The organism is Donghicola mangrovi, assembly GCF_013377535.1.
Taxonomy (GTDB): domain Bacteria; phylum Pseudomonadota; class Alphaproteobacteria; order Rhodobacterales; family Rhodobacteraceae; genus Donghicola; species Donghicola mangrovi.
In genome coordinates, this window is record NZ_JABCJE010000001.1 from 657,079 (window position 1) to 679,609 (window position 22,531).

A 22,531-nucleotide genomic window follows, 5' to 3' on the forward strand; every position below is an offset into this window, starting at 1 on the left:
CTCTTAGGTGTTCATCGAGTCGAAGAACTCGGAGTTTGTCTTGGTTTGCTTCAGCTTGGAAATCAAGAATTCGATACCGTCCGTGGTCCCCATCGGGTTCAGGATGCGGCGCAGAACGAACGTCTTGGCCAGATCGACCTTGTCGACCAGCAGATCCTCTTTGCGGGTACCCGATTTGAGGATGTCCATCGCCGGGAACACGCGCTTGTCCGCAACTTTGCGGTCCAGAACGATTTCGCTGTTACCGGTGCCTTTGAATTCTTCGAAGATCACTTCGTCCATGCGGCTGCCAGTGTCGATCAGCGCGGTCGCGATGATGGTCAGCGAGCCACCCTCTTCGACGTTACGTGCGGCACCGAAGAAACGCTTGGGGCGTTGCAGAGCGTTTGCGTCCACACCACCGGTCAGAACCTTGCCCGACGACGGAACAACGGTGTTGTACGCGCGGCCCAGACGAGTGATCGAGTCCAGCAGGATCACAACATCGCGCTTATGCTCGACAAGACGCTTCGCTTTTTCGATAACCATCTCGGCAACGGCCACGTGACGGGTCGCAGGTTCGTCGAAAGTCGAGGAAATGACCTCGCCCTTCACGCTACGCTGCATGTCGGTGACTTCTTCGGGACGCTCGTCGATCAGCAGAACGATCAGATAGCACTCGGGGTGGTTCTTTTCGATGCTGTGGGCGATGTTTTGCAGCAGAACGGTCTTACCGGTACGCGGCGGTGCAACGATCAGCGAACGCTGACCCTTACCGATGGGCGCGACCAAGTCGATGATGCGTGCGGAACGGTCTTTGATGGTGGGATCTTCGATCTCCATCTTCAGACGTTCATCGGGATACAGCGGCGTCAGGTTGTCGAAGCTGACTTTGTGACGCGCGCTTTCGGGGTCCTGGAAGTTCACCTGCTCGACCGCGGTTAGCGCAAAGTAACGCTCGGTCTCGTTCGGGTGCTTGATCACGCCTTCAACGGTGTCACCGGTGCGCAGCGAATACTGGCGGATCATGTCGGGCGACACATAGATGTCGTCTGGACCCGGCAGGTAGTTCGCTTCGGGCGAACGAAGGAAGCCGAAGCCATCCTGCAGAACCTCAAGCACGCCTTCGCCGCCGATCACCCAACCATCTTCTGCATGCTCTTTAAGAAGCGAGAACATCATCTCGCCCTTGCGCATGTTCGATGCGTTTTCGATTTCCCATTCCTCGGCCATCGCCAACAGAGCTTTGGGGCTCTTGGCTTTGAGTTCGGACAGGTTCAGACGTTCATCGGTCATAGGCATACCCTTTGCCGCCCAACGATGGGCTAAGGTCAAAGTTATTTTCTTACACAGGAAAACCCCGACCAGGACTGGCCGTTGATCGCGACATAGGGGGGATTCCCTTCTGAGTCAATGAATCGCTTAGAACTTCACGATTACCGAGAAGACGATCACTAGCATCAGAAGCGTCGGAACCTCGTTCATCATGCGATAGGTCTTGCCGTTTCGCGTGTTCGAAGCGTTCCAGAAATCCTTGCGGCGGTATCCCAGCCAATGATGGAACCAGGTCATCCCGATCACGCCGGCCGCTTTGGTCCATGGCCAGATCGACGTCCAATCCACGATCCCCGGCGTGAACACGAGGCACAGACCAAACAGCCAGCTCGAGATCATCGCGGGGTTCATGATGAACTTGAAGAGCTTCCGTTCCATCGTAGTGAACAGCTCATGGGTGGTTCCGTCCTGTCCGACTTGCTCGGAGTGATAAACGAACAGCCTCGGTAGATAGAACAGCCCTGCCATCCACGACATGACGGACACCACGTGAAGCGATTTTGTCCAAGGATATGCACTGGCGAGAAGATCGAGCATGGGTCCGTCCCTTTCTGAATGACACTCTTAAATAAAATATAAGAATTAAAAGGAAGATGATTTTGAAGAGTCGTCCGAGTCTGTGGATTGTTTGCTTTCCCACGTGGTTTTGCACAGTGAACAAGAATCCTTAACAGGGTGGGGACGACTCGCAAAACCTCAATAAAACAGCAGGATTCCTTGAGTGAATCTTCGCGTTTTACGGGTGCGGGACTCTGGGGATAAGTCTAGGGAAAGTTGGTTATCCACAGAGTCAGTTTTATCCTTTTCCGTGGGGGTAAAAAGAATATGAGTCAGACTCATAAACCCCGAAACTATCGACAGGCCCCTTTTGGGGTATTATCGGTCCACGAACCCGTACAGGGATTACACGGCAGACTCTCACAAGGTTATCCACATGCAGGATCGGATCATCCTCGCGTCAGGATCGGAAATCCGCGCGCAGCTTCTTCGCAATGCAGGACTGGAGGTTGAAATCATCCCCGCCCGCGTCGACGAGGAGGCCATCCGCACCGCGCTCGAGATGGAAGAGGCCAAGCCCCGCGATGTGGCCGACGCTCTGGCCGAGGCCAAGGCCCGCAAGATCAGCGCCAAGCATCCGGACGCGATCGTTCTGGGCTGCGATCAGGTACTGGCCATGGGCAACACCATCTATTCCAAGCCCGCCACCCCCGAGATCGCCCGCGCACAACTGACCGAGCTGCGTGGCCAGCCCCACCAGCTGCTGTCCGCAGCGGTCATCTATCAGGGGGCAGAGCCCAAGTGGCGCCACGTCGGTGTGGCCCGCCTGCGGATGCACAGCTTCTCTGACGCCTATCTGGACGCCTATCTGGCGCGGAACTGGGACAGCATCCGTCACTCGGTCGGGGGCTACAAACTCGAGGAAGAGGGTGTGCGACTCTTTTCCAGCGTTCAGGGCGATTACTTTACCATTTTGGGTTTGCCGCTGGTCGAGCTTCTGGCGTATCTCGGTGTGACAGGGAGCATCGCATCATGAGTAAGCATTCGATACCTTTGGCCGGCGTCATCGGTTATCCTGTGGCCCATAGCCTGTCACCGCGTCTGCACGGCCACTGGCTGCAGCGGTACGGCATCAAGGGCCACTATGTCCCCCTAGAGGTACATCCCGACGATCTGGTCGAGGTTTTGGGCGCCATGGGCCGTATGGGCTTTGTCGGGGCCAACGTGACCATCCCTCACAAGGAAACCGTTCTGCGTCTGGCAGATCAGGTCACCGACCGCGCCACCCTGATCGGGGCAGCCAACACGCTGACCTTCCGCTCGGACGGCACCATTTTCGCGGACAACACCGACGGCTACGGCTTTATCGAGAACCTGCGCCAGCGTGCGCGCGGCTGGGACCCTCGTGGCGGCCCTGCGGCGGTCATTGGCGCAGGTGGGGCGGCTCGGGCGGTGATCGTGTCCCTGCTTGATGCAGGCGTGCCAGAGATCCGTCTGACGAACCGCACGCGCCTGCGCGCCGATCAGCTGAAGTCCGAATTTGGTGCCCGTATCGTGGTCTACGACTGGGTGCATATGAACGCGATGCTGGATGGCGCAGCGACCTTGGTGAACACCACCTCTCAGGGGATGGAGGGGCAGACCCCCCTCAAGATCAACCTCGAGGAGCTGCCCAAGACCGCGCTGGTCACGGACATCGTCTATACGCCCCTTCGCACGCCCCTGCTGGCTGCGGCCGAGGATGCGGGCTTCCAGACCGTAGACGGGCTGGGGATGCTGCTGCATCAGGCTGTGCCGGGCTTCCAGCGTTGGTTCGGCCAGCGCCCCGAGGTGGACGAAGACCTGCGGAACGTGGTTCTGGGATGACCTACCACTTGGGCCTGACCGGTTCGATCGGCACAGGCAAAAGCTCGACGGCGCAGATCTTTGCTGATCTGGGCTGCGCCGTCTGGGACGCTGATGCCGCCGTTCACCGGATTTACGGGGTGGGTGGCAGCGCGGTTGGCCCCATTGGGGCCGCGTTCCCGAATGCGGTCGTGGATGGCGCAGTCTCGCGCCCTGCCCTGCGCGCGCATTTGTCCGAACATCCAAATGATTTCAATGTGTTGAATGGGATTGTCCATCCCTTGGTAGCCGCTGACCGTGATGCGTTCCGCGCTACCTGTCCCAGTGACATCGCCGTCTATGACATCCCGCTTTTGTTCGAAAACGGAACCGAAGGGGCGCTGGATGCAGTCTGCGTGACCTCGATCGACGCGGACACCCAGCGGCAGCGTGTACTGGCGCGGGGCACCATGTCCGAAGAGCAGTTCGAGCAGATCAAATCCCGTCAGATGCCCGACGCTGAAAAACGGGCCCGCGCGGATTATGTGATTATCACTGACACACCCGAAAATGCGCGCTTACAAGTCGAGGCAATAGTCGCCAAAATCAGAGGAGAATCCCATGCGTGAGATCGTTCTCGATACGGAAACGACGGGCTTTGACCCCGAAAAGGGGGACCGGATCGTCGAGATCGGTGCGGTTGAGCTGATCAACCACATGCCCACCGGCCGGACCTATCACCAGTACATCAACCCCGAACGCGGTATGCCCGACGAGGCGTTCGGCGTGCACGGCATCGGCCCCGACTTGCTGTCCAGCCCCCGCCCGCCCAAGGACGGTGAGGTCACGCTAAAAGACAAGCCGGTGTTCAAGAAGGTCGGGCAGGCGTTTCTGGATTTCATCGGCTCGGATTCCAAGCTTGTGATCCATAACGCCGCGTTCGACATGAAATTCCTGAACGCTGAACTGCGCTGGATGAACCTGCCGATGATCTCCTATGATCGCGCGTTCGATACGCTGGCCTTGGCGCGCAAGAAATTCCCCGGTTCTCCGGCCACGCTGGACGCGCTGTGCCGCCGCTTCGGGATCGACAACTCGAACCGGACCCTGCACGGGGCGCTGCTCGACTCCGAAATTTTGGCAGAGGTGTATCTGGAGCTTCTGGGGGGCCGTCAGCCGGACTTCGGGCTGGCCGATACCTATGTGGGCTCTGGCGGCACTGCCGGCGGCGAGGAATGGCGTCCGCGCCCGCGTCCCAATCCGCTGCCCTCGCGGATCACAGAACAAGAAGCCGCCGCCCATTCTGCCTTTATCGACAAATTGGGCGACGGCGCGCTTTGGAAAAAGCTTAGCAGCTAGGCCGCGATCAGGCGTCGGCCTTCTGGGCTGCCTGCGCCTGCATCTGCGCCAGTTGCTGGCGGTACAGAGCTACGAAATCGATGTTCTCGAGGTTCAGCGGAGGGAAGCTGCCGTCGCGGGTCACATCGCTGATGATGCGGCGCACGAAGGGGAACAGCTGGCGCGGGCACTCGATCAGCAGGAACGGGTGCATCTGATCCTCGGGGATGCCTTCGATGTGGAACACACCGGCATATTCCAGCTCGACAAAGAACAGCGGCGAGCCGCTTTCTTTGGTTTTCGCGCCGACCTTGGTCTTCATGATGACTTCGAACTGGTGATCTGCCGGGCGCTTTTTCACGTCCAGACCAACGTTCACGGAAACCTCGGGGGTGGTGTCGCCCGAAGCGCCCTTTTGCGCCAGAATGTTTTCAAAGGACAGGTCGCGCACGTATTGCGCCAGAATGTGGACCTTCATTTGGGGGGCTGCGTTCGGTGCGCCTGCCTCAAGGTTATCGGTCATTGAAATGTCTCCCTAGGACTTTATTCGCTAACGGACTTATCATTCACGAGGCCAATGCTCAATGGCGGGTCCAGCCCGAAGGCCCATGTTCATTGGTATTTGAGGGCCGCGCATTCGGCTGATTTTCGTCAAGAACCTCGTAATCCACCACGATGGTCTGCGACTGGAAGCCGCCGCGCGATTGGCCGCGGGCGCGTTGGTCCTGCATTTTCGCTTTGATCTGGTTGAACACCACCGAGCGTACGCCGGGGATCAGCAGCAAGATGCCCATCGTGTCGGTAAAGAAGCCCGGCGTCAGCAGCAGAGCCCCCGCAAACAGGATCATCGCGCCGCTTGCCAGATGCTCGGACGGGTCCTCCATCCGGTTGATAGAGCTTTGTAAATCGCGCAGGACGCCGCGGCCCTCGGACTTGACCATGTAGGTGCCGATCATGGCGGTCAGCAGCACAATTGCCAGCGTTGGCCATAGCCCGATCAGACCTCCGACCTGGATGAACAGGCCGATCTCGATGATCGGAACCAGCACGAACGCCAGAAATAACCACATTGTTAGAACCTTTCCGGTAATTGATCTTGGGTGGGTCGGTGGACTTGACCCTGTGTGTGACATACATAGGTGCTGATACGGGATCATGCTACGGTCCCCGTAAAGACGAGGAACTGATGGAATCTCCGATCGTGCAGCTTTTGGTCCTTGCTGGTATTGCCGTTTTTCTGATCCTTCGGCTCAGAAGCGTGCTGGGTACCCGTGAGGGATTTGAAAAACCGCCCCTCCCGAGGACCGAACAACCCGTTCCTGCCGCCAACTCGAAACATAACTTCGAGGTTATAGATGGCGGTCCCGACCGCGACATCGTGGACCACGTCCCCGAGGCCAGCCCCGCCGCTGCCGCCTTGGCCGAGATGAAGCGTGTTGAGCCCTCTTTCTCGGTGACCGAGTTCCTGTCGGGTGCCCGTGCGGCCTATGAAATGATCCTGATGGGTTTCGAGCGCGGCGATTTGAACGAAATCCGCCCCTTCCTGTCCGAGGAAGTCGCCGAAAGCTTTGCCAGCGTCATCGACCAACGCGCTGACGAAGGGCTGAGCATCGACGCCACCTTTGTTGGCATCCGCGAGCTGCAACTGATCGACGCCGCCTATGACCCTGCAACGCAGGAAGGCGAGGTTACCGTGCGTTTCGTGGCCGATCTGACCTGGCAGGTGCGTGATGCCAATGACGTTGTCATCGACGGCGACGCCAGCCAGATCAAACGCCAGAAGGACGCATGGACCTTTGCCCGCCGTATGGGCACCGACGATCCCAACTGGCAGCTGGTGGCGACTGGCGAATGATCCGCAAGGCTCTGGCCGTTCTGCTGGCGCTGTGTCCATTATGGGCTGCGCCAGCACACAGCGAGGAACCTGTGACGCGACTGCTCGAATTTTCAGATCTGGATGGATGGGCCGAGGATGATCATGCCGCGGCCCTTGATGCTTTTCTGAACACCTGCGCCGATATTGAGGCGCCAGACTGGATCAGTCTGTGCTCGGTGGCCCGCGATCATCGTGCCGCACCCCGCGCCTTTTTCGAGATGTTCTTCCGCCCCGTGATGGTCGAGGACGGTAATGACGCCCTTTTCACCGGCTATTACGAGCCTGAACTGGATGGCTCGCGCGTGCCCTCGGGGCGCTACCGTTACCCCCTTTACCGGATGCCGACCGAGGCCAAGCAGATCAACCCATGGCTCACCCGCCGCCAGATCGAAGAGGGCGGTTTCCTGAATGGCCGCGGTCTGGAACTGGCTTGGGTCGATGATCCGGTCGAAGCATTTTTCCTGCAAGTCCAAGGCTCTGGCCGTATCCGCCTGCCTGATGGCAGCGCGATGCGCGTGGGCTACGCGGGCAAGAACGGCCATACCTATCGCTCTATCGGGCAGGAGTTGGTCCGTCGCGGCGTCTTCAACATGCATCAGGTGTCTGCCCAAACCATCCGCGACTGGGTGCGCCGGAACCCTGCGGCGGGGCGCGAACTGTTGTGGCACAACCCGTCCTTTGTCTTTTTCCGCGAAGTCAGCAAGGTGCCCGCGAACAAGGGCCCCTTGGGGGCCATGAACAGGTCCCTGACCGACCTGCGCAGCATTGCGGTGGACCCGGCTTATGTGACCCTTGGCTCGCCTGTCTGGGTCGAAAAGGATGGCCACCTGCCCCTGCGCCGCCTGATGATCGCGCAGGACACCGGTTCCGCGATCAAGGGCGCGCAACGTGCTGACGTTTTCATGGGCACCGGTGACCGCGCTGGCGAACTGGCCGGCACGATGAAGGACCCCGGCCGAATGGTCGTCCTGATGCCTATCCAGCGCGCCTACGCCAGCCTCGCGGAGGAGCTATGACCCGCCGCCGCCGGAAACTGAGCGAAGAGGAACGTGATCTGTGGGATCAGGTGCGCCGCACCGCTGACCCAATGCATCCCGAACGCAAACCCATCGTGGACGAGGCTGAGTGGCTGCCCGAGCCCGTGCGCAAGACCCCCAAGGTCCCGCTCGAGGATGTGCCGACCCCGCCCCAGCTGGAGCATTTCACGATCGGGATGAAGGCCAAGAAGGGCAAGCACAAGCTGGGCCAGAACCTGACCCCCGCGATCGAGGATGAGGTCGCAGGCGCGCCTCTGAACATGCACAAGAAAACCCACACGCAGATGAAGCGCGGCAAGCTGGTGCCGGACGCGCGGATCGACCTGCACGGGATGACCTTGGCGCAGGCGCATCCTGCGCTCGTGGCCTTTGTGATGCGCAACCACGCGGCGGGGCATCGTCTGGTTCTGGTGATTACCGGCAAGGGCAAGGTCAAGGAAACCGACAGCCCCATCCCCGAGCGTACCGGCGCACTGCGCCATCAGGTGCCGATGTGGCTGCAAATGAGCCCGATATCCCACATGGTCCTACAGGTGAGACAAGCGCACCTCCGCCACGGGGGCGGAGGTGCATATTACGTGTATCTGCGGCGGGCGCGCTGATTTACAGAACGTAGCGGCTCAGGTCGGCAGAACCGGCCAGCTCGCCCACGTATTTCCGGACATAGTCGGCGTTGATCGTGATCAGCTGCGAACCCAGATCGGGCGCGACAAAGGACAGCTCCTCGAACACGCGTTCCATCACGGTGTACAGACGACGGGCACCGATGTTTTCGACGCTGCGGTTCACCTCGGCGGCGATGCGGGCGATCTCGGCTATGCCGTCTTTGCTGAACTCGATGGTGACGCCTTCGGTCTTCATCAAGGCGGCGTACTGACGGGTCAACGCGTTGTCGGTCTCGGTCAGGATGCGGACGAAATCGGCCTCGGTCAGAGCCTTCAGTTCCACACGGATCGGCAGACGGCCCTGTAGTTCGGGCAGCATGTCCGACGGTTTCGCGATGTGGAACGCACCCGAGGCGATGAACAGGATGTGGTCCGTACGCACAGCGCCGTATTTGGTGCTGACGGTGGTCCCTTCGATCAAGGGCAGCAGGTCGCGCTGCACCCCTTCGCGGCTGACATCGCCGCCGCGAGCCTCGCTACGGGCGCAGACTTTGTCGATCTCGTCGATGAAAACGATGCCGTTCTGCTCGACCGACTCCAGCGCAGCGCGCTTGAGTTGTTCATCGTCTAGCAGCTTGTCGGCCTCTTCGCCCATCAGCAGCTCATAGCTTTCGGCGACGGTGACGGTCTTGCGAACCTTGCGCTGGAACGCTTTGCCGAACATCTCGCCTAGGTTCATCATGCCCATCTGGCTGCCGGGCTGGCCGGGGATGTCCATCATCCCGCCAAAGGGGCTAGAGGTGTCGTCCACCTCGATGGTGATTTCCTTGTCGTCCAGCTCGCCTGCGCGGAGCTTCTTGCGGAACATCTCTTTGGTGCTCTCGCGGGCGTCTTCACCGGCGATGGCGGCCAGAACGCGGTCCTCGGCGGCTTGGATGGCGCGGGATTTCACGTCTTCGCGCATGTATTCGCGGGTAGTGATCATCGCGGCGTCCATCAGATCGCGGATGATCTGTTCCACGTCGCGGCCCACATAGCCGACCTCGGTGAACTTGGTCGCCTCGACCTTGATAAAGGGCGCGCGGGCCAGTTTCGCCAGACGGCGGCTGATCTCGGTTTTACCGACGCCGGTGGGCCCGATCATGAGGATGTTCTTGGGGTACACCTCGTCCTGCAGGGCGGCAGGCAGATGCTGGCGCCGCCAACGGGACCGCAAGGCGACCGCGACGGCCCGCTTGGCTTCGGCTTGTCCGATGATGAACCGGTCCAGCTCGCTGACAATCTCGCGCGGGGTAAGGTCGGTCATAGGGGTCTCCTGGTATTCGGTGTCGGGCCAGACATAGGTGCTGGCCCACGGTGGGAAAAGGGGCGGATCCCCTTAACCCTTCAGGGTTTCGATGGTCAGGTTGCCGTTGGTAAAGACGCAGATATCGGCAGCAATCGCCATTGCGCGCTCGGCGACCTCTTGGGCGGACAAATCGGGGTTGTGGGACAGACCGCGCGCCGCGGACAGGGCGAACATCCCGCCCGACCCGATGGCCGCAATGTCATGCTCGGGCTCCAGAACGTCGCCTGCGCCGGTGATGACCAGTAGCTCTTTGCCATCGCTGACGATCAGCATGGCTTCCAGTTTTTGCAGGTACTTGTCGGTGCGCCAATCCTTGGCCAGTTCCACGCTGGCGCGGGCCAGCTGGCCGGGGGTGGCTTCGAGCTTTTTCTCCAGACGCTCGAGCAGAGTAAACGCATCAGCGGTCGAGCCTGCGAAACCCACGATCACGTCATATCCGCCGGGGGACAGGCGGCGCACCTTGCGGGCGGTGCCCTTGATCACGGTGTTGCCAAGGCTCACCTGACCGTCGCCCGCGATGCAGACTTCGCCGCCGCGGCGCACGCCGATGATGGTGGTGCCATGCCAGCCGGGGAATTCGTTATCAGCCATGAAATCTACCTCGTGTCGCATAAGAAAAAGGGCGCCCTGTGCCGGACGCCCCTATAAATTCCGGTGATCCTCAGATCAGATCGACTCGTTGATCCAAGCCTGCAGAGCCGCCTTGGGGGCTGCGCCTGCGCGGTTCGAAACAACTTCGCCGTCCTTAAAGATGAACAGCGCGGGGATGCCGCGAACACCCAGCTGCGCCGCCATGCCCGAGTTCGAGTCAACGTCGACTTTGACGACTTTGATCTTGCCTTCCATTTCGGTCGACAGCTCTTCCAGAACGGGGCCGATCATCTTGCAGGGGCCACACCATTCTGCCCAGAAATCCACAACAACGGGGATGTCGGACTGCTTGACTTCGGCGTCAAAGGTTTCGTCGGTGACGGCTACGGTGGCCATGTCTGTAACTCCTACGGAATGCGGTTGAGCGGAACGTAAGTGCGCGGGGTCGGGGCGTCAAGCGACCCCGACCCTATTCAACGCATCACGAAGTATAGTGTCCGGTATCGGCATAAGCACAGAACCTGCCGTCCACAGCACTGAAACGCGGATCGCGTGATCAGGGTAAATCTGCCGTAACCCTTCGGAATAAGCTGCCATTTGGCGCAGGATTGCCTCTGGCGTTTGGTCGGGCGACGGGGGGATTGTGCGATGGGTTTTGAAGTCGATGACCTCGATGTTTCTGTCTGTCACGATCAGGCGATCCACGATCCCGTGCAGGGTCTGGCCATTGATTTGAGCAGTCAGAGCAACCTCTGCCAACGTTTCAGCCGCAAAGATGTAGGCCAGATCAGGGTCTGACAGCACGCTAATGGCCTCGCCCTCGGCCATCGCGGCCAATGCGCCGTCCATGCCGGTGGTCAGGCGCTCGGTGATCTCTTCCCAGCGGTCACGAGGGTGTTCCGGCAGCACCTCAAGCAGTTGGTGCACCATGCTGCCATAGGTCTTGGCGGTTTCCTCGTCCTGACCTTCGCCGCGCAGGGCCTTGGCCCCGCCAAGATCCGACCCGATCAAGGGGCGCGGCGGGATCACGGGCGCGTCTGGCACCAAGTGGATGTACTGCGGCAGCTCTACCACGGGTTTCACGGGCAGGGGCACCTCGATCTGCGGCAGGCTGGTCCAATCCCCGTGCTCCAGCCGCAGGCCCGGCCCGGGCCCCAGATCAAAGCTGTGGGTTTTCGCGCCCATATCCTGCATCGCCTTCTCGCAGACGGCGTACCAGCTGTCGGGCCATTTACCCTTGTCCTTGGCGCCCGCAACGATCAGCCACTTCTCGGCCCGCGTCATCGCCACGTAGAGCAGGCGGTAATTCTCGTCCGCGGTGCGTTCCACGGACGCTTTGCTCAGGTCTGCCATCTGGTGCGTCCGCGTCTGGGCGTTCCCGCCCCACGCATAGGCCCCGCCCATATCCAGCAGGCGCGGCGCATCCGGCGGTTTGCGCTTGCCGGTGTCAGGCAGGATCACGATCGGCGCCTCAAGGCCCTTGGACCCGTGCACGGTCATCACGCGAATTTCGTCGTTCGCGTCGTCGATCTGGCGCTTGATGGTCAGGTCTTCGGTCTGCATCCACGTCAAGAAGCCGGTCAGGTCGGGAACATTCTGCTCCTCGTACTTGAGGGCTTGGGACAGCAGCGCATTGATGCCGTCCTCTGCCTCGGCCCCAAGGCGGGACAGCAGGTTATGGCGGCCGTTGTGGTAGGTCAGGATGCGTTCGATCAGATCGAACGGACGCAGGAAGTCGGATTTGTCCCGTAGGTCCTTCAGAACGGCAGCGGTCGGGTCATCCAGACTGCGCCCTCGCAGATCCTCATAAAGGAAGCTGTTTAGGCGGCGGTGATGCGCCAGCGTGTAGAGTTCCTGCTCGGTCCAGCCGAACAGCGGCGAGCGTAGCGCCGTCGCCAGCGCCAGATCATCCTCTGGCAGTGCCAAAAACGCCAGCAAGGCCCCCAGATCGCGCACCGCCAATTCCGCGCCGACCTTCAGGCGGTCGGCCCCTGCGATGGGCAGCCCCTCGACCTTGCACGCGCGGATGAGTTCCGAGAACAGCGCCCCTGCCCGCTTCTGCACAAGGATCAGAAAGTCACCGGGCCGCACGGGGCGCAGACCGGTGGTGCCTTTGGCCTCGTCAGGCAGCAGAACCTTGTCATCCACCATCCGGCGGATTTCGCGGGCCACGTCGCGGGCCAGCAGGATTTCAGGCGAAGACGCGCTGGTCCGATCCACCGGATCGTACCAAGGGGTGTCGTCCTCTTTGTCCTTGTCCGCCTCGTAGAACGGCCACAGATCGACCCGCCCGGGCAGCGCGGATTTAAAGGCGCGGTGAGTGGCGTCCTGACCGACCTGCTTGGACAGCGGCCCCTTGAACACCTGATCGACCGAGCCCAGAACAGCGACCGAGGACCGGAAGCTGTATTCCAACTCTAGTGATTGGAACAGGGCGCCGACGGTCTCTAGCTTGTGGCGGAACTCCTCTTGCATCCGGTCGAATGCCTCGGGGTCCGCCCCTTGGAAGCTGTAGATCGACTGCTTCTTGTCGCCCACGACGAAAATGGTGCGCTCCACGTCGGACCGCGCGCCTTCGCCGCTGGTGAATTCCTGCGCGAGGGCCTCGATCACCGCCCATTGCTGGGGGCTGGTGTCCTGCGCTTCGTCGACCAGAATGTGGTCGATCCCACCATCAAGGCGGTACAGAACCCACTGCGCCACCGCAGGATCAGTTAACAGCAAGCGCGCCTTGCGGATCAGGTCGTCGAAGTCCAAAGCGCCCCGCAACTGCTTGGCGCTCTCGTATCGGCGCAGGAAGTCCGCGGCGAAGTCATGCAGGATCAGGCTCTTGCGGGCAGCCAGCAGGGACAGGCGGCGGGCGCGGGTATCCTCGATCCGCAGCATCAGTGCGTTCAGGCGGTCCATCAGATGCGCGGCGGGGCCAGTGCGCAGACCCTTGGTCGGGAAGGCGTCGATCTTGGCGCTGAAGGGCTCCTTGGCCCCTGCGCCGGTCAGCAGCACGTTCTCCAGCACGTCAAAGGCATCGATGTTGTCCACGTGAAACCCGTGCAGCTTGGCGCCTGCCTTGCTGTCATTCGCGCCGGACCCCAGCAGCAGCGGAACCAGTTCTGCGATCAGCTCTGTCTCGCCACCGATAAAGGCGTCGGCGCGCAGGTCAGCCTCGGTATACCCCTCGGGCAGGTCAAAGGTCTGCCAGATCGCCTCGCGCCCCGGATGGTCGCGCAGGCGGTCCAGATGGCTGACGACGTTCGCCGTGAAGCCCCCGAGCATACTCTCGTCCAGATGGTCGGCGACGCGGGCCAAGAGGTCAGGCACCTGTTCTGACATCTGCTCCAGCACGTCGATACGCAGGATTTCAGAGCCGCGTTCTTCCATCTCGGCGAAACCGGGACTGACGCCGGCCTCCAACGGGAAACGCCGCAAGAGCCCCCCGCAGAACGAGTGGATCGTCTGGATTTTCAACCCGCCCGGCGTCTCGATCGCGCGGGCGAACAGGGTGCGGGCATGGGCCAATCGTTCGGCGTTGATCTCTCCCGCCTCCCCCAATTCTTCGAGCTGCTTTTGCAGGGCGGCGGCGTCCAGCATCGCCCATTCCCCCAGACGCTTGAACAGGCGGTTCTGCATCTCGGAGGCGGCGGCCTTGGTATAGGTCAGACAAAGGATGTGCTGCGGCTCGACCCCTGTCAGCAGCAGGCGTGCCACGCGGTCGGTCAGCACGCGGGTTTTGCCCGACCCTGCGTTCGCGGCCAGCCACGTGGAATAGTGCGGGTTCGCGGCCTGCACCTGACGGGCGGTTGCGTCGTTCATCGCGGTCATTCCAGCACCTCGGGGTTGGCGTCGTCGGTCGGCTCCCATTCGCCGTAGCGGGCCAGATGGTCGAAATCGCCCTCGAAATTCTCGTTCTTCACGGCGCGGCGGGACGTGTATCCCTTGTCCGCATCACGATAGGACGACAGCAGGCTGAAAAATTCGCCTTTGATCTTGTCCGTGGGCTCGGCTTCCAGCGGGGCGGCGGTCTCTTCCATGTCGCGCAGCGAGATGTAGGTGGCCGAGGCGACCTCGGCGGGGTCGATGCCTGTAAATGCGCCCTCTTCGGCCATCATCGCCATCAACAGGAGTTGCTTGTCGAAATAGGTCTGTTCTTTTTCCGCGGGGGCGCCGCCGGTTTTATAGTCGAACAGGTGCAGGCGTCCCTTGTCGTCTTTGTCGATGCGGTCGGCCTTGGCGATCAGGGTAAAGTCCCCGACCCCCAGCGTCAGCCCGCCGCCGACCTCTCGGCCAAGGGTTTCCAGATAGGTCTGGCGATGGGCCTCGGCCTGCACGAACCAGTTCGCGAATTTCTCGATCCGGCCGCGATAGAATGTGCGCGTGACAGTCCATGGCACCTCTTCCTCCAGCACGTCCTCGGCGATGTTCATGAGGCGTTCTTTATCCTCGGCCGATCCGGTCACGGGGCCGGATTTCGTGAACAATTCCAGAACGCGGTGCAGAACGGTGCCGCGCAGGCGGGCATCCGGGTCACGTCCCAACGGATCAAGGCGGCGCAGCTTCAACACATGCTTGGCGTAGATCGCGTAAGGGTCGCGGATCAGGGTCTGGATCTCGGTCACAGACAGTTGGCGCGGGCGGGCCTCAATGGGCGGACAGGGGCTGGGGCGCGTCGCACGGGGGGCCGATCCCGGCGTCTCCATTGCCTCGGCCAGTTGGACCCAGCGTTGGCCACGGGTGCGCATGTCGGCCAAGGCCTCTCGTCCACCATTCTCGGGCAGACCGGACATCAGGTTCGTCAGACGGTTCAACCAGCGCGAAGGCACGGTCTGGGCGTCATCCGAGCGGATCGCACGGCTGATCACTACGTTCGGCAGGGTGATCGCCTGCTGGAAGTCGTGGGCCGCCAGACCGATCTGCCGTTCGGGCAGGTTCAGCCCCACCCGCGCCCGCATCGCGCGGTTCAGCCACGGGTCAGGTTTCGGCGCACTGGGCCAAGTGCCTTCGTTCAGGCCGGCCAGGATCATCACATCGGCCTGCTCGACCCGCACGTCGCGGGTGCCAAGGATGCCCAGCATGGGGTGGCCCGTGTCGCGGTCGCGGATTTCGTTGCCGGACAGGACCCCGTGCAGCAGGCCCACATAGTCAAAGGCCGTGATGTCGCCGCCCACATGGGCTTCGCGCCGGAATTCGTCGATCATCGGCTTGGTCACGCGGCCCGCCGCATTGCGCCACAGGGTCGAGGTTTCGCCCTCTGGGCCTGCGACGATGCAGATGGTGCGTTCGATGTGATCCTCGACATATTGCTGTAGGGGGGCCTCGCCGAAATCAGGGATGGTCAGGAGCGTATCAATGATCCACTCGGCCCACGTTTCAGTGCCCGCCTCGCCCTTGTAGCGGTCCACGATCCATTTGCGCAGCCAATCGGCGTCGGGATAGGCCACGCCCTTGCGGCGGATTTCCAGCTCCATGTCGCGGGTCCGGCGCAGGTGGTTGCCGCGGGGGTCTTCCTCTTGCAGGTGGCCAGAGTGCGTCAGGGGGTGTTTCAGCACCCGCAGCAGAGCATCCGCGCCCACTCGGGTGCCGTACAGCTCTGCCACCTGCCGCAGGATACGGCCGGGCGGGGCCAAGGTCGCCAGATCGCCTTTGGAGTCGTCAGGGGTCAGGTTCCAGCGGTCCAGCGCGGCCTTTACCATGCGGTTCAGCACCGGATCGGGACTGACCAAGGCAGCGGTGCGCCCCTGTTCAATCGTTTCGCGCATGACCAGAGCGATCGCGTTAGCCTCGGTTCGGGGATCGGGTGCCTCTAGCAGGGTCAGCCCATCAGCAGCGAGGGTCAGGTCGGGCAGGCGCGGCCCCTCGGCCAGCCACGCATCGGTAACGGGCGCGGGTCGCAGGGCCAGCGACACCAGCTTGTTCCGCGCATCATTGGCGGGGGTGGCGGCGTCCCACAGGGGAATCTGCGTGTGATCCACCCCAAGCAGGTTCATCACGTTGCGGAAGCGGTATTGGGGGTGATCCTCGGCGGTCAGGACATCGCCCATCGTGTCCCAGACAGGACCGGGAAGGTCATAGTCGAAACCAGGCAGCACGATCGCCCCTTGGGGCAGCGCCGCGACGATCTTCATGAACTCCGACGTCGCCCCACGAGAGCCTGTCGAGCCCGCGATGATCACCGGATGCTGGGGGACGTTGTCCTGCCAGTAAGCCTCTAGCGCGGTCACGATCATCCGCTGACGCCCCAGCCGGTCGGGCTGTGTGGCGCTGTTCTCTAGAAATTGCTCGACGATCCGGACAAAGGCCAAGGCCCGCTGCCAGTGGCCGGACTGGTCCGTCACGTCCAGATCATGCAGCTTCTGGGGATCGCACCCTTCGGACTGCATTTCGTCCATCAGCGCCGCCAGTGAATCCGCCAGCGAAAACAGCGCGGTTCTGGGCGCGATTTCGGGCGCGCTGACCAGCAGTTGGCGGATCAGGGTCACCAGTTCCAGCCGTTTGCGCAGGGTTGGCACGGCAGGGGGCATTGGGTTCGGACCGGGCAGATCGGCCAGCTCTCCGATCAAGCGGATGCGGGGCAGCAGGCGCGATCCGTGCTGGTCGAAAATCTCGGTCATGCGGCGGCGCATGCGGGCGGTGTTCACATACACCTCGACCCGCGCCTGTTCGTGGGGCGGCAGGTGATCGAGGCGGGCGATCAGCCCCTTGGTAAACGCTGCGGTGAAATCCACGCCCATCGGCAGGGCGAACAGGCGCGGTCCAGAGGTCGGTTCAAACAGAGCCATGGGCGTTCAGCATTTCTTCGGCAAGGGTGATGCCTGCGGGATGCCCCACATCGCACCAATGCCCGTCATAGGGCAGAATAAACAGGCGCTGCTGGTCGATCATCCGCGACCACAGCACATTGAGGGAAAAGGCTTTTTCCTGAATATCGTGCAGTCCGGCGGTCTTGATAATCTGCACGCCGCTGTAAACCAGACCGGGGCCGCGCCGCGCAGGACCGTCGTTGTCCGAGACGAAATCCCCCGCGCCTTTGTGGCCCAAGGCGTTCTCTTTGGGCAGGCACAGCAGCAGCGCGTCCATGCGGGCGGGGTCCCATGCAGCCTGAAGCATGGTTAACGGATTGGGGCCTGCCCACACCGCGTCCGTGTTCAGGGTCATCACCGCGTCACTATCCAGCAAAGGCAGCGCGTTTAGCAGCCCGCCTCCGGTTTCCAGAATGTCCGGTTCGTGGCTGATCGCGATGTCACGGTCTGCCAGATAATCTGTGATCTTCTGGCCCAAATAGTGGGTGTTCACCACGGTGCGCGCGCCGCCAGCCTGCGCAACCAGATCAAGCGCGTGATCCAGTAGGGGCTTGTCTGCGACGGGGACCAGCGGCTTGGGGCGCGACTTGGTTAACTCTCCCATGCGGGTGCCGAAACCGGCCGCAAACAGCATCACGGGATGGCGCAGGGTCATGCGGTGGCCTCCAGCCAAGGGGTCAGGACGCGGGCGATGTCCGACAGGTGGGGGTGCTGGAGGTTGCGCTCCAGATTGGCGCGGACACGGGGGGCAAAGGCCAGATAGCGCGCTTTGCCATCGCGCGCGTTCAGGCGGGCGAAAATGCCAAGGATGCGCAGCGCGCGGGCCGTGCCATAGAGCGCGTAGGCCGCGTAAAAATCGGTGCTGTCATGGTCGGTTTCGGCCATGTAGCGGAACGTCATGTCCTGCTCGATCTGGGGGTCCACATCGCGGCGGGCGTCCTGCAGCAGCGACACCAGATCATAAGCCGGATGGGCCTGCATCGCGTCCTGGAAATCGAGAAGGCCAGCGGCGGCCAGCCCGGTTTCAGAGCGCAGCATCAGGTTTTCCGCATGGTAATCGCGCAGCATGGTTACGCGCTGCTGCCGGTCAAAGGGGCGAGCGGCGGTAATCAGCGCTTGCCGCAGGGGCTCTTTTAACGCGGGATCAGGCAAGGGTTGATCCGGCAGTGCCCAGTCGAAAAACAGCATCGCTTGGTCTGCCATCGTCTTGCCGTCATAGACGGGCAGCCCTGCCATCGCAGGAATGCGCGACAGATGGATCAGAACATCGGTGGCCAGTTGGTAAAGGCGCGGTGCGGCGGTGGGATCGGCGTCAGCGATATCGGCGAAACGCTGGTCTCCGAAATCTTGGATCAGCAGCAGCCCTTGGTCCGGCTGTCCAGCATAGATCGTGGGCGCAGCCAAACCGTTCAGCCGCAGATATCGCGCGATTTTTTGAAACGCGGGCGTGCTGCCGTCGTCGGGCGCCTGCATCAAGATCGCGCTACGGCCATGGTCGGTCAGCCGCGCGTAATGACGGGCCGAGGCATCGCCGGTCATCGGGGTGCGCGCGGCATTCTGCCAGCCCGCGATCGTTAGGAATTCGGTTGGGGTCACAGGGCCACCCCTTCGATTTTCGGGGTCCATGCGGGGTCTGACCACGTCAGACGCGCGGTGCGGGTGTCATCGCCAGAGGTCTCTAGCGTCATCGACAGGGCCGAAGCGGGCAGCAGATCCCCCAGCCGATCAGGCCATTCGATCAGGCAAATCGCAGCCTCGAATGCTTCGTCCAGACCTAGTTCGATCGCCTCGTCGGGGTGACCCAAGCGGTAGAGATCGCTGTGCCAAATCTCGCAGTCGGGGCCGTCATAGACCTGAACAATGGTAAATGTGGGCGAAGGGATGTCCTCTGGTTCCGGCAACAGCGCCTGAATCAGAGAGCGGGCAAAGTGGGTCTTGCCGGCGCCAATCGGCCCCTCAAGCAAGATGATATCCCCCGCATTCAGGAGCGGAGCGAGCGTTTCTGCGAAACGCGTGGTGTCCTCGGGACTGCGGAGTTCAAATAGCTGTTCCATCGGTTGCGAAGATGGACCGAGTGCTGTCCACCTGCAACCTGCTGTGCGCAGTTTCAAACAGAGAATTGTCGGGGGCCTGCTGATGAAACCGCAGCATCGTTCCGCCGCCCGTCACCGGGTTCACGCGCACAGAATAGCTGTCCCCGTCGTGGAACGCGGTGTCAAAGCTCCATTCATTGCGGTTTTCCAGTTGTTCGGAATAGGCGGCAAGCTTGTTCCATTGGGGTGTCGCGGTGGTGTCCAGCTGCCATTGACCGATCGCATCGCGCAGGCGGCCGATTTTGCGGGTCTCGTGGTTGCCCCAACGCTCTTTGAACGCGCGGTTCGAGAATGACAGATGCCCGGTGCCCGAGAAGACGCAGAGCGGCTCGTCGATGCTGTTCAGGATCGATTCATTCTGGCGCACGCGGGCGCGGATGCCGCGAGTGGCGCTGAGTTCGTTCGAGATATCCTCGATCATCAGGGACATGCTGCCATTGCGGAAGGCTTGAGCCGTCACGCGGTAGGTCAGGCCCGAGGACAGGCTCCATAATTCCTCGATCATGTCGACGGAATTGGTGCCGAGTTGCGCAAATTGGTCCCGCCATTTTCCATAGTCACGCGGTTCGGGCAGGATGCCCTGAACACGGAGCTGGTCAAAGAAGTCGAACAGTCGGGGACGGCGGCTCAGGATTTCAAGGGGAAGCGAGGACAGGTCCATCAGCGCCGGATTATAGAGGATCAGGCGGCTGTCCTTGTCGAATATGGCGATGCCAACCGAAAGCTGCGCAAAGGTCTTGGTCAAGGTCTGAATAAGGCCCGTCCCCAGATCAGCGCCCTGCCCGAGGCCCGCCTGCAGGGCGGATAAATCATCCGCATTCTGCCCGTCGGTTGCATGGTCCGATTTGGCATCAGCGTGATCGCTGCCTTGGGTGGCAATCAGAATGGCGAGGGCGGCCAAAGCGCCTGCCAGAATGGATGAGGCCACAAGAACTAGAATAAGATGCGGTGGCAAAGGTGGCATTGAAATTCCCCTTACGAGATGAATACACGTTAAAGGGGAAAATCGTTAGTGCAACTATCTAGTTGCGAAAATTATTGGAATCGCGGGTTTTCAACCCCAATTTTTGCAAATTCGTTACGAGAAGCCTCAAGATTTGCCCGTGGAAGGATCACTTCGACGATCGCACCACATTGTTCCACCCCAATCGATTCGGGGTCCAAGGGGTCGGAGCCGTTAGCAAAAGTCAACTCTGCGCCTAAACGTTCTAGTAACGTTTTGGCGATGAAAAGGCCCAAACCCATGCCCTCGTATTCGGGGCGCTGGCTGATATCGCGCTCGGCGCGGCGGCGGCGGACAAAGGGATCGCCAATCCGGCCGATGATGCTGACGGGGTAGCCTTGGCCGTCGTCGATGATGCGGACGGTGATGGTGTTTTCGGTCCAGCGGGCCTCGATCCATACCTTGGAGCGCGAGAAGTCCACAGCGTTCTGCACCAGATTGCGGATGCCGTGGATCAGTTCGGGGCGGCGCAGGATGGCGGGGGCATCCTCTTCGCCCTCGGGGGGCCAGTCGAAGATCAGGCTGGAGCCACGGTCGCGGTGGGGCTCGGCGGCCTCTTCCAGAACGGTGGTCAGGGGAGCCTGGCGCAGGTGCAGGTCGTCTTTGCCCGCGCGGCCCATGGACCGCAGGATATCGCGGCAGCGGTCGGCCTGTTCGCGGATCAAAAGAGCGTCCTCTTGCAGGTCGGGACGGTCGTCCAGCTCTTCGGCCAGCTCGGCGCTGGTCAGCTTGATCGTCGCCAAGGGGGTGCCCAGTTCGTGGGCCGCCGCAGCCACCACGCCGCCAAGGTCGGTCAGCTTCTGTTCACGCGCCAAGGCCATCTGGGTGGCCTGCAAGGCATCGGACATGGTGTGCATCTCGGACGTCACGCGCCGCGCATACAGGCCCAGAAACATCACCCCGATCACAATCGCGACCCACGTGCCAAAGACAAACAGGTCGGGCACGCGCAGAACCTCGCCCTCCTGCGTGTGGAGCAGAATGTGGTATTTCGCCAGAAAGGTCACAACGACCACCGCAGTGACCCCCAGCAGCAGGAACGACCGCAGCCCCATCACCGCCGAGGACACCGTCACCGGCCCAAGGATCAGCAGCGCAAAGGGGTTGTGCAGTCCGCCCGTCAGGTACAGCAGGAACCCCAACTGCAGGATGTCGAACAGCACCATCAGGAAATTCTCGGTCTCTGACAGGCGCTTGTTCTGGGGAAACACGAACAAAGAGATCAGGTTGCCGATCACCGATACGCCGACAGCCATAAAACACAAGCCGATCTCCAGCTGTAGGCCGTACATCCATTGGGCGACGATAATCGCCCCCAGCTGCCCTCCTATCGCGAGCCATCGCAGCAGGATCATGGTACGAAGACGGACAAAGTGGTTACGACCACCGAAACCGGTCGGGAACAGGCTGGTATCTGCCATGGCGATGCCTAAATGGGTTGCGACAAGGTAAACCATTGTTACGGGCCGCAGGTTTTGGGATCAACGGCACGTTTTGATAAAGGAGACGGGTATGCAGAAAGCATTGGCAATCGGGGCCGCGGCCGCAGTGGTGGCAGTGGTCGGAGGTACAGCGGCTTTCGTGCTGACCCGCGGCAACGCCGACGACAAATTCGCAGAGTGCCGGACCAGCGCGGTCGCTGGCGGAGCCGGGCAGATCGGCGGCCCCTTTGAACTGGTCGATGAAAACGGCAAGACGGTCACGGATCAGGATGTGATCCAGCGCCCGTCCCTGCTGTATTTCGGCTATACCTTCTGCCCCGACGTTTGCCCCTTTGACACGGTGCGGAACGCGGACGCCGTCGATATTCTGAAAGAGCGCGGGTATGATGTGCAGCCGGTCTTTATCTCGATCGACCCGGCGCGGGATACGCCCGAGGTGGTCAAGGACTTCACCGCCAATATCCACCCTGACATGCTGGGTCTGACCGGCAGCGCCGAGCAGGTCAAAGCGGCCAGCCAAGCCTACCGCACCTATTACAAGAAGAACGACGCCGAAGATCCCGAATGGTACCTGATGGATCACTCGACCTTCAGCTATCTGGTTCTGCCGCAGGATGGTTTCGTCGAATTCTATCGCCGCGACCTGAGTCCCGAACAGATGGCCGACGGAATGCAGTGTTTTCTAGACGCTATGTAGTCGCTGCGAAGGTTTGACGCATACACACCTACAGCATACAAACAAATAAAGGCCTGTAATTGGGTGGGGAG

Annotated in this window: 22 protein-coding genes; 8 read left to right on the top strand and 14 right to left on the bottom strand. The window is 61.4% G+C overall.

The genetic code is table 11. The features are described from left to right. Positions 1–3: 3 nt before the first annotated feature. Positions 4–1,275, bottom strand: a complete 1,272-nt coding sequence (rho, locus tag HJ536_RS03360; RefSeq protein WP_177156647.1) for a transcription termination factor Rho — start codon at positions 1,273–1,275, stop codon at positions 4–6. Between the two features lie 126 nt (positions 1,276–1,401). Next, positions 1,402–1,851 carry a CopD family protein gene (locus HJ536_RS03365; RefSeq protein ID WP_177156648.1) on the bottom strand — a complete coding sequence of 150 codons (450 nt, stop codon included), beginning with the start codon at positions 1,849–1,851 and terminating at the stop codon, positions 1,402–1,404. 397 nt (positions 1,852–2,248) lie between these two features. On the opposite strand from HJ536_RS03365, the gene HJ536_RS03370 reads away from it, so the two are divergent. The 4 genes from HJ536_RS03370 to dnaQ are packed head-to-tail and all read left to right on the top strand — an operon-like array spanning position 2,249 to position 4,995. After that, positions 2,249–2,848: a Maf family protein gene (locus tag HJ536_RS03370; RefSeq protein WP_177156649.1), complete on the top strand. Its 600-nt coding sequence runs from the start codon at positions 2,249–2,251 to the stop codon at positions 2,846–2,848. Continuing rightward, on the top strand, positions 2,845–3,678 hold the full coding sequence (locus tag HJ536_RS03375) for a shikimate dehydrogenase (protein WP_176852433.1): 834 nt from the start codon (positions 2,845–2,847) through the stop codon (positions 3,676–3,678). Before HJ536_RS03370 ends, HJ536_RS03375 begins: the two co-directional genes overlap by 4 nt. Further along, the gene (coaE, locus tag HJ536_RS03380) at positions 3,675–4,265 is read left to right on the top strand and encodes a dephospho-CoA kinase (protein WP_177156650.1); all 591 of its coding nucleotides are present in this window, start codon (positions 3,675–3,677) and stop codon (positions 4,263–4,265) included. Before HJ536_RS03375 ends, coaE begins: the two co-directional genes overlap by 4 nt. Then, positions 4,258–4,995: a DNA polymerase III subunit epsilon gene (gene dnaQ, locus HJ536_RS03385; RefSeq protein ID WP_177156651.1), complete on the top strand. Its 738-nt coding sequence runs from the start codon at positions 4,258–4,260 to the stop codon at positions 4,993–4,995. Before coaE ends, dnaQ begins: the two co-directional genes overlap by 8 nt. 7 nt (positions 4,996–5,002) lie before the next feature. On the opposite strand, the gene secB is transcribed toward dnaQ, so the two are convergent. Together secB and HJ536_RS03395 are read right to left on the bottom strand one after the other, a co-directional pair. Then, positions 5,003–5,497: a protein-export chaperone SecB gene (gene secB / locus HJ536_RS03390; protein ID WP_176852430.1), complete on the bottom strand. Its 495-nt coding sequence runs from the start codon at positions 5,495–5,497 to the stop codon at positions 5,003–5,005. Between the two features lie 58 nt (positions 5,498–5,555). Then, entirely contained in the window at positions 5,556–6,044 is a 489-nt protein-coding gene (locus HJ536_RS03395) for an FxsA family protein (RefSeq protein WP_177156652.1), read from the bottom strand. A gap of 116 nt (positions 6,045–6,160) precedes the next feature. On the opposite strand from HJ536_RS03395, the gene HJ536_RS03400 reads away from it, so the two are divergent. From HJ536_RS03400 to HJ536_RS03410, 3 genes are read left to right on the top strand one after another with little or no spacing between them, the layout of a single operon-like run. Continuing rightward, positions 6,161–6,829 carry a Tim44/TimA family putative adaptor protein gene (locus tag HJ536_RS03400; RefSeq protein WP_176852428.1) on the top strand — a complete coding sequence of 223 codons (669 nt, stop codon included), beginning with the start codon at positions 6,161–6,163 and terminating at the stop codon, positions 6,827–6,829. Next, positions 6,826–7,866: a murein transglycosylase A gene (mltA, locus tag HJ536_RS03405; protein WP_176852427.1), complete on the top strand. Its 1,041-nt coding sequence runs from the start codon at positions 6,826–6,828 to the stop codon at positions 7,864–7,866. Before HJ536_RS03400 ends, mltA begins: the two co-directional genes overlap by 4 nt. After that, the gene (locus tag HJ536_RS03410; protein ID WP_177156653.1) at positions 7,863–8,489 is read left to right on the top strand and encodes a Smr/MutS family protein; all 627 of its coding nucleotides are present in this window, start codon (positions 7,863–7,865) and stop codon (positions 8,487–8,489) included. The genes mltA and HJ536_RS03410 overlap by 4 nt, the downstream gene beginning before the upstream one ends. Position 8,490: 1 nt before the next feature. On the opposite strand, the gene hslU is transcribed toward HJ536_RS03410, so the two are convergent. From hslU to regB, 10 genes are all read right to left on the bottom strand, one after another. Then, positions 8,491–9,798, bottom strand: a complete 1,308-nt coding sequence (gene hslU / locus HJ536_RS03415) for an ATP-dependent protease ATPase subunit HslU (protein ID WP_177156654.1) — start codon at positions 9,796–9,798, stop codon at positions 8,491–8,493. A gap of 72 nt (positions 9,799–9,870) precedes the next feature. After that, a complete protein-coding gene (gene hslV / locus HJ536_RS03420) occupies positions 9,871–10,431 on the bottom strand; it encodes an ATP-dependent protease subunit HslV (protein ID WP_176852424.1) in 561 nt (186 codons plus the stop codon). A 75-nt stretch (positions 10,432–10,506) separates the two neighbouring features. Next, positions 10,507–10,827, bottom strand: coding sequence for a thioredoxin (trxA, locus tag HJ536_RS03425; RefSeq protein WP_176852423.1), 321 nt, complete (start codon positions 10,825–10,827; stop codon positions 10,507–10,509). A 57-nt stretch (positions 10,828–10,884) separates the two neighbouring features. After that, on the bottom strand, positions 10,885–14,250 hold the full coding sequence (gene addA, locus HJ536_RS03430; protein WP_177156655.1) for a double-strand break repair helicase AddA: 3,366 nt from the start codon (positions 14,248–14,250) through the stop codon (positions 10,885–10,887). Next, positions 14,247–17,204 (bottom strand): double-strand break repair protein AddB, encoded by a 2,958-nt coding sequence (addB, locus tag HJ536_RS03435; RefSeq protein WP_228028614.1) that lies wholly within the window; start codon positions 17,202–17,204, stop codon positions 14,247–14,249. Before addB ends, addA begins: the two co-directional genes overlap by 4 nt. Then, positions 17,191–17,880 (bottom strand): nucleotidyltransferase family protein, encoded by a 690-nt coding sequence (locus HJ536_RS03440; RefSeq protein ID WP_177156656.1) that lies wholly within the window; start codon positions 17,878–17,880, stop codon positions 17,191–17,193. The genes addB and HJ536_RS03440 overlap by 14 nt, the downstream gene beginning before the upstream one ends. Then, positions 17,877–18,821, bottom strand: coding sequence for an aminoglycoside phosphotransferase family protein (locus tag HJ536_RS03445; protein ID WP_338082404.1), 945 nt, complete (start codon positions 18,819–18,821; stop codon positions 17,877–17,879). Before HJ536_RS03445 ends, HJ536_RS03440 begins: the two co-directional genes overlap by 4 nt. Continuing rightward, entirely contained in the window at positions 18,818–19,279 is a 462-nt protein-coding gene (gene tsaE, locus HJ536_RS03450) for a tRNA (adenosine(37)-N6)-threonylcarbamoyltransferase complex ATPase subunit type 1 TsaE (protein ID WP_177156658.1), read from the bottom strand. The genes HJ536_RS03445 and tsaE overlap by 4 nt, the downstream gene beginning before the upstream one ends. Beyond that, on the bottom strand, positions 19,263–20,282 hold the full coding sequence (locus HJ536_RS03455) for a PAS-domain containing protein (protein WP_177156659.1): 1,020 nt from the start codon (positions 20,280–20,282) through the stop codon (positions 19,263–19,265). Before HJ536_RS03455 ends, tsaE begins: the two co-directional genes overlap by 17 nt. Before the next feature lie 71 nt (positions 20,283–20,353). Continuing rightward, entirely contained in the window at positions 20,354–21,742 is a 1,389-nt protein-coding gene (regB, locus tag HJ536_RS03460) for a sensor histidine kinase RegB (RefSeq protein ID WP_176852417.1), read from the bottom strand. A 91-nt stretch (positions 21,743–21,833) separates the two neighbouring features. Here regB and HJ536_RS03465 point away from each other — a divergent pair, with 91 nt between their 5' ends. Beyond that, positions 21,834–22,460, top strand: a complete 627-nt coding sequence (locus HJ536_RS03465; RefSeq protein WP_177156660.1) for an SCO family protein — start codon at positions 21,834–21,836, stop codon at positions 22,458–22,460. The last annotated feature ends 71 nt before the right edge of the window (positions 22,461–22,531 follow it).